Annotated in this window: 5 protein-coding genes; 2 read left to right on the top strand and 3 right to left on the bottom strand. The window is 71.9% G+C overall.

The annotated features are described in order from the left end of the window. Positions 1 to 268: ATP-binding cassette domain-containing protein (locus tag ACVNF4_RS31240; protein ID WP_461806246.1), on the bottom strand; the 268-nt coding region annotated here is incomplete at its 3' end. Between the two features lie 144 nt (positions 269 to 412). On the opposite strand from ACVNF4_RS31240, the gene ACVNF4_RS31235 reads away from it, so the two are divergent. Further along, positions 413 to 1,099 (top strand): response regulator, encoded by a 687-nt coding sequence (locus tag ACVNF4_RS31235; RefSeq protein WP_461806245.1) that lies wholly within the window; start codon positions 413 to 415, stop codon positions 1,097 to 1,099. Positions 1,100 to 1,306: 207 nt separating this feature from the next. On the opposite strand, the gene car is transcribed toward ACVNF4_RS31235, so the two are convergent. Next, a complete protein-coding gene (gene car, locus ACVNF4_RS31230) occupies positions 1,307 to 4,813 on the bottom strand; it encodes a carboxylic acid reductase (protein WP_461806244.1) in 3,507 nt (1,168 codons plus the stop codon). An 80-nt stretch (positions 4,814 to 4,893) separates the two neighbouring features. On the opposite strand from car, the gene ACVNF4_RS31225 reads away from it, so the two are divergent. After that, positions 4,894 to 5,544, top strand: a complete 651-nt coding sequence (locus ACVNF4_RS31225) for a TetR/AcrR family transcriptional regulator (RefSeq protein ID WP_461806243.1) — start codon at positions 4,894 to 4,896, stop codon at positions 5,542 to 5,544. On the opposite strand, the gene ACVNF4_RS31220 is transcribed toward ACVNF4_RS31225, so the two are convergent. Further along, positions 5,541 to 5,961: helix-turn-helix domain-containing protein (locus tag ACVNF4_RS31220; protein WP_461806242.1), on the bottom strand; the 421-nt coding region annotated here is incomplete at its 5' end. The genes ACVNF4_RS31225 and ACVNF4_RS31220 overlap by 4 nt on opposite strands.

The following is a 5,961-nucleotide window of genomic DNA, read 5'->3' as shown; positions in this document are numbered from 1 at the left end:
CGGAGCGGGCCGGGTGGACGGCGCGGGCGTCGAGCATCGCCCCCACCGCGCACAGGGGCCGGCGCAGGTCCGCGTAGGGCCGGCCGGCGATCAGGGCCCGCCCCCGGGTGGGGTGGTCCAGGCCCAGGAGCATGCGCATCGTGGTGGACTTCCCGGCCCCGTTGGGCCCGAGGAAGCCGGTCACCCGGCCGGGCTGGACGTCGAAGGTCAGCTCGTCCACGGCGAGGGTCTCGCCGTAGCGCTTGGTGAGTCCTTGGATGGTGATCACAGAGTTCTTTCGTGTGGGTCGTGGACTGCGGGGTGCGGAATCGACGCTAGAAGTCCGCAGCGCGGGTGCCCATGGGACGAACGGCAGCAGCGTCCTGACCTTCGTCAGGGACGTGCTCCGCTGATCGCGCCGTAGGCTCGCCGTGTGAAAGAGCCGACACCGAGCAGCCGACCGGTCCGGGTCGTGGTCGCCGACGACGAGGCGATGGTCCGGGCGGGGATCCGGGCCATCCTCGCCAGGGACCCGCGGATCGAAGTGGTGGCCGAGGCAGGGGACGGGCACGAGGCCATCGCACTCACCCGCCGGCACCGGCCCGACGTCGTCCTGCTGGACATCCAGATGCCCAAACTGGACGGCCTGACCGCGGCGGCACGCCTCCACCGCGAGCCGACGCCGGTCGGCGTGATCATGCTGACGACCTTCGGCCAGGACGAGTACGTCGCCCGCGCTCTGGAGGACGGCGCCGACGGATTCCTCCTCAAAGCCGACGACCCGAGAGAACTCCTCAACGGGGTACGGGCGGTGGGAGCCGGCGGAGCCTACCTCTCCCCCCGCGCCGCCGGCCGGGTCGTCGCCCGGCTGCGCGCCCACCGCGCGGCCCATCCCCACCGCTCGCTGGAGCGGCTCACGGAACGGGAGCGCGACGTCCTGGCCGGACTCGGAGCGGGACTGTCCAACGCCGAGATCGCCGGCCGCCTGCACCTCGTCGAAGGCACCGTCAAGGCACACGTCAGCGCGGTCCTCGCGAAGCTGGGCGCCCGCAACCGGGTGGAGGCGGCCATCGCCGCGTACGAAGCCGGTCTGGTCCTTCCTCGGACCCTGTCCGACTGATCCACCACAGCGACTTCCGGAGAGGGACGGCGTCGTAGGCGACGAGGCGGACCCGGCGGAGCCGGTCCGGAGCCGCCACGGGACCCGCGCCCGGTGCTGGGCCGCCGGCTTCCAGCCCCGACGCCGTTCGGTCAGGCGGCAGAGCCGCTGCCGAAGAGGACTGTCCGCCAGGACATCCCCGCCACAGCGGCTCCGCCGCGCATCCGGTTACCCGAGCAGGCCGAGACCCCGTAGATCTGTCACGTACTTGGTGATCAGGCCGGCCGAGAGGTGCGGGATGGTGCCGCCCCCGATGTCCGCCTCGTGGACGGCTCGTGCGAAGCGGTCGGCCGGGATGAGGGAGCCGCTCACCGGTTCGTCGGGCCGGCGGATCGATTGCAGCAGCGGGAGCATGGAGTGGCGGCGCTGGTCCTCCGGGAGGCCGCGCAGCGCGGACTCGAAGCGGGTGAACCACTCCTCGTGGTCGTCGATGCGCCGGATCGGGTGGCCCGCCTCCGTCAGCCAGTCGACGAAGGTGTCGAGGGAGATCCCGTCGTCGTGGGGGTTGACGACGTTGTACGACAGGTAGGCGTCCGTGTTGCGTGCGCCGAGGGTGTTGACGGCCTCGGCGACGAAGTCCACGGGCAGCCCGTCGTAGTGGGCCCTCGGCCGGTCCCCGGGGGCGTCGGCGCGGTAGAAGGAGACCGGTGCGATGCCGGTGGTCACGAGGCTGAGCATCAGGCGGGTGAACATGTCGGGCACGTTGAGCTGCCCGGTGTGGCGGGTGTGGGTGAGGATCATGTCCGAGCGCAGCACGGTGACCGGCAGGCCGAACCGGTCGTGGGCCTCCCGGAGCAGGACCTCCCCGGCCCACTTGCTGTTCGCGTAACCCGAGGCGTAGACCGTGTCGTCGAGGGCGCGGACCGGGCTCACGGCACGGATGTCGGCGCCCTCGTCGAGCTGCGCCGGGTCGAGCTGCGTGGCCACGCCGACGGTGGACAGATAGGTGATCGGCTTGATCCGCTCGGTGAGGGCGAGCCGGATCAGCTCGGCGGTCCCGGCGACGTTCGGGCCGAACAACTGGTCGTACGGCAGGACGTGGTTGACCAGCGCGGCGGGGTGGAGGACGAGGTCCACGTCCGAGGCCAGCCGCTTCCAGGTGCCCTCGTCGAGGCCGAGCCGCTCCTGCCCGAGATCCGCGGGGAGCACGTCGAGATGGCGTGCCGCGAGTTCCTCGTACCGGTGCAGGAGGCCGGCGTCGCCGCTGGTGAAGGCGGCGTCCAGGCGCCGCCGGGCGTCCTCGGCGTCGCGTCCGCGCACGAGGCAGACCAGCCTGCCGCCGCTCTCGGCCAGCCGCTCCAACGCGTGGAGGCACATGAACCGGCCCAGATAGCCGTTGGCCCCGGTCAGCAGCACGGTCGGCGGGGTCTGCCGTCCGGTGGGACGCGGCAGCCGGGCGGCGGCGTCCAGGGTCTCGGTGTCGAGGAACTTCTCCAGGACGAGGTCGGTGGCGCGGGCCTCGGTGGAGCCGGCGCCGTGGACGGTGATGGACGAGGGCCGCTGCGCGCCGGCCTCCCGCTCCGTCTCGATGTGGCCGGCGATCGCCCGCAGGGTGCCCGCCGGGCCGAGCAGGAGGCCGACCGGGACCTCGACGTCGAAGACGTCCCGCAGCAGTTCCGAGAAGGACAGCGCGGACAGCGAGTCGACGCCCAGGTCGGTGAAGCGCGCCGTGGGGGTCAGGTCCTGGGGCGAGCAGCCGAGGAGCGCGGCGGCTCCGCGGCGGACGGCCTCGAACGCGGGCTGGCCGGGCCCGGCCTCGCGCAGGGTGCGCAGTGCCTCGTCCCGGCCGCTCGCCAGCTCGGTGTAGAGGGCTTCGAGGCGGTCGCCGTAACGGTCCTTCAGCTGGGGGCGCAGGTTCTTGCGGATGTCCGAGAGCAGGCCGTTGGCCACGCTGAACGGCTCGGTCTCGACGAGGAAGTCGCGGGGGATCTCGTAGGACTCCAGCTCCGCCTGCCGGGCGACCTGATGGAGCGACTCCCCGAGCTGTCGCCTCAGCTCGTCGTGGCTCCCGGCCCCGGCGATCGCCTGCTCGGTCGGTACGATCACGGCCAGCAGGAAGGCCCGCTCGCTGTTGCCGTAGACGTAGACGTGCCGGACCAGCGGGCTGTCGGTGAAGACACTCTCAAGGTGTGACACGGCCACGAACTCGCCCTGTGCCAGCTTCAGCACGTTGTTGCGGCGGTCGATGTAGACGAGCCGGTCCGGCCCGGTCTCGGCCATGATGTCGCCGGTCTTGTAGAAGCCGTCCGCGTCGAAGACCTGGGCGGTCGTCTCCGGGCGCTTGTAGTAGCCGGGGGTGATGGTCCGCGTCTTGACCAGCAACTCGCCGCGCGGATGGGGCAGGTCGGTGGTGAAGTAGCCGAGTTCCGGTACGTCGACGAGCTTGTACTCCAGCACCGGGGGCCGCAGCACCCGCGAGTCGAACAGCAGCACGCCGGCCTCGGTCGATCCGTAGCCGTCGTGCAGGGGAAGCTCAAGGCAGGACTCCACGAACCGCCTCAGCTCCGCGGAGAGCGGGGCGCTGCCGCAGGTCACCTGCCGTACCCGGCCGCCCAGCACCCGCTCCCGCAGGTCGGCCCGGACCGCCGCGTCCAGGCTGTCGGGGTCGGTGAACTCCGGGCGCCTGCGGCTGAGTTCGCTCTGGTGCTGCTGGTGGAGCAGGTCGGCGATGCGCGGCACGAGCAGCAGGGTGGTCGGCCGGACCAGGGCCATGTCCTCGAAGAGGGTGGACATGTCGCTGGATGCGGTGAAGGCCGTGATGCCGCCGAGGCCGAGGGTGCTGTACAGGGAAGTCCGCCCGGCCATGTGGCTCATCGGCATGTAGCTGATGCCGACGGAGGGCGCGTCACCGACCGGCTCGGGCTCCCATCCCGTCCAGAGCGTGCGCAGCATCCGCTCGGTGTAGACGGCGCCCTTCGGTGTCCCGGTGCTGCCGGAGGTGTAGATGAGCAGGCTCATCGGATCCTCGCCCTGCTCCGGCTCGAACAGCGGTGGCGTCGGCAGGGAACGGCCTCGGGCGGTCACCGCTTCGAGGGAGTCGGCCGAGGTGATCCCCGCCCGCGCCAGCCGCTCCCGCGCGGCCTCGAACCTCTCCCGCTGGTCGTCGGCCTCGGGGTGGTGGTCGAACACGACGAGCCGTGGCCTGGAGGCGCTCGACAGCACCAACTCGACGGCCTTGTCCAGGACTTCGACGCTCGCCGCCAGGACGCGCGGCCCGGTCTCCGCGAGGATCGGCGCCAGCCGGGCGGTCGGTGAACTCGACTGCAACGGCACGGACACCGCGCCGAGCCGGAGGCAGGCCAGGTCGATCGTGGCGTAGTCGACGCTCGTGAACCCGTAGACGGCGACGAAGTCCCCTGCGGCGACCGGGTGCCCGGCATCCTGCCGCCACTCGGCGGCGATGGCTCCGGCCCGGTCCCACAGTTCGCCGTAGGTGATCGTCGTGAAGCGCGGCAGCAGGCGTCGCGAGGTCCGGCCCGTCGCCGGATCCGTCACCGCCTCCCTCGCCCTCTCGCCGAGCGCCGGACGCTCGGCATAGGCCTCCATGAGAAGCGCGACGGTCGAGGCCAGACCGCTCGTGGACGCGTGCACGGCGGCACTGACCGCGGCGAGCGGCGGGGCGCCGCGAAGCTGTGCGTCGTGCGTGACCGGTCCGGCCTCGGGTGCTGAGGACACCTGGGCTCACCAACCTTCCGTGGGATTTCCGTGTACCACTCAACAATCCTGATTGCGTTACGTTACTGTCAAGTAAAGCCATGGCAAGTTACGCTGTCCAGATGCGGGAAATGGCCGAAAAAGACAGGGAGCGTGCCGCCGGGAACAAGGGGCCGGGCAGGCCGCGCGACCCCGCCACGGAGAAGGCGATCCTCCGCGCGGCCGTCCAGCGGTTCGTGTCGGACGGCTACGCCCGCATGACCATCGGGGACATCGCCGCGGACGCCGGCGTCACCCGGCCGACCGTCTACCGGCGCTGGGCGAACAAGCACGAACTGCTCGTCGAAGCGCTGGACTTCAACTTCCAGGAGGAGCGGGAACGCAACCCCCTCGCCCCCCTCGAAGAACTGCCACCCCTCGAAGCGCTCAAGAAGGCCCTGCGCTACGCCGCGCCGTTCGGCCCGCAGGGCCGGGGCATGACGGTCATCGCCAACGTCGTGACCGAGGCCGAACACCACCCCGGCCTCATGGACCTGGTACGACGCCATGCCCTCGCCCCCAGGACACGCCCCCTCGTCGACACGCTCCGGCGGCTGCGCGAGGAGGGCGTCCTGCGGCCGGACACCGACGTGGTCGTCGTCGCCGACATGATGATCGGCAGCTTCTACGCGTCCTACCTCCGCAGCGGAGACCAGGACCCACTCCTCGCCGACCGCGTCGTCGCCGCACTCTGGCCGGGCATCACCCCTTAGCGGCCGACACCCTCGACGCCGCGCCCCCCGCTCTCGGCCGGCCGGAGGCCGACCGCCAGGGTCAGTTCGAGGACCCGCTGCGGTGACGCGAGGTCCGGAAACAGCTCCCGCAGCTGCGCCATCCGGTACCGGACCGTCTGGGGATGGACGAACAGCGCCGCCGCCACCTCGTCCCGTCTGCCCTGGTGCAGCAGCCACGCGCGCAGTGTCTCCTCCAGACGGTGCGCGGTCGCGGCGGGCAGGGTCCGCAAGGGGGCGAGGGCCCGGGTGCGCAGGTCCGCGAACGCGTCAGCGTCGGCGCTCAGCACCAGCTCGGGCAGGTGGTCCTCGGTGTCGCGGATGTCGGGGGAGAGCGAGCGCGCGCGTGCGGCCCGTGCGTACGAGGCGGACGCGCGGGCCCACGGCCGGGCCGGGCCG

This window comes from Streptomyces sp. S6, assembly GCF_054880855.1.
This window is presented reverse-complemented; position numbering and strand designations above follow the sequence as displayed.

Excerpts from the sequence above, each read along its gene's own strand:
- ACVNF4_RS31225 (WP_461806243.1), top strand. The coding sequence starts at position 4,894 with ATGGCAAGTTACGCTGTCCAGATGCGGGAAATGGCCGAAAAAGACAGG.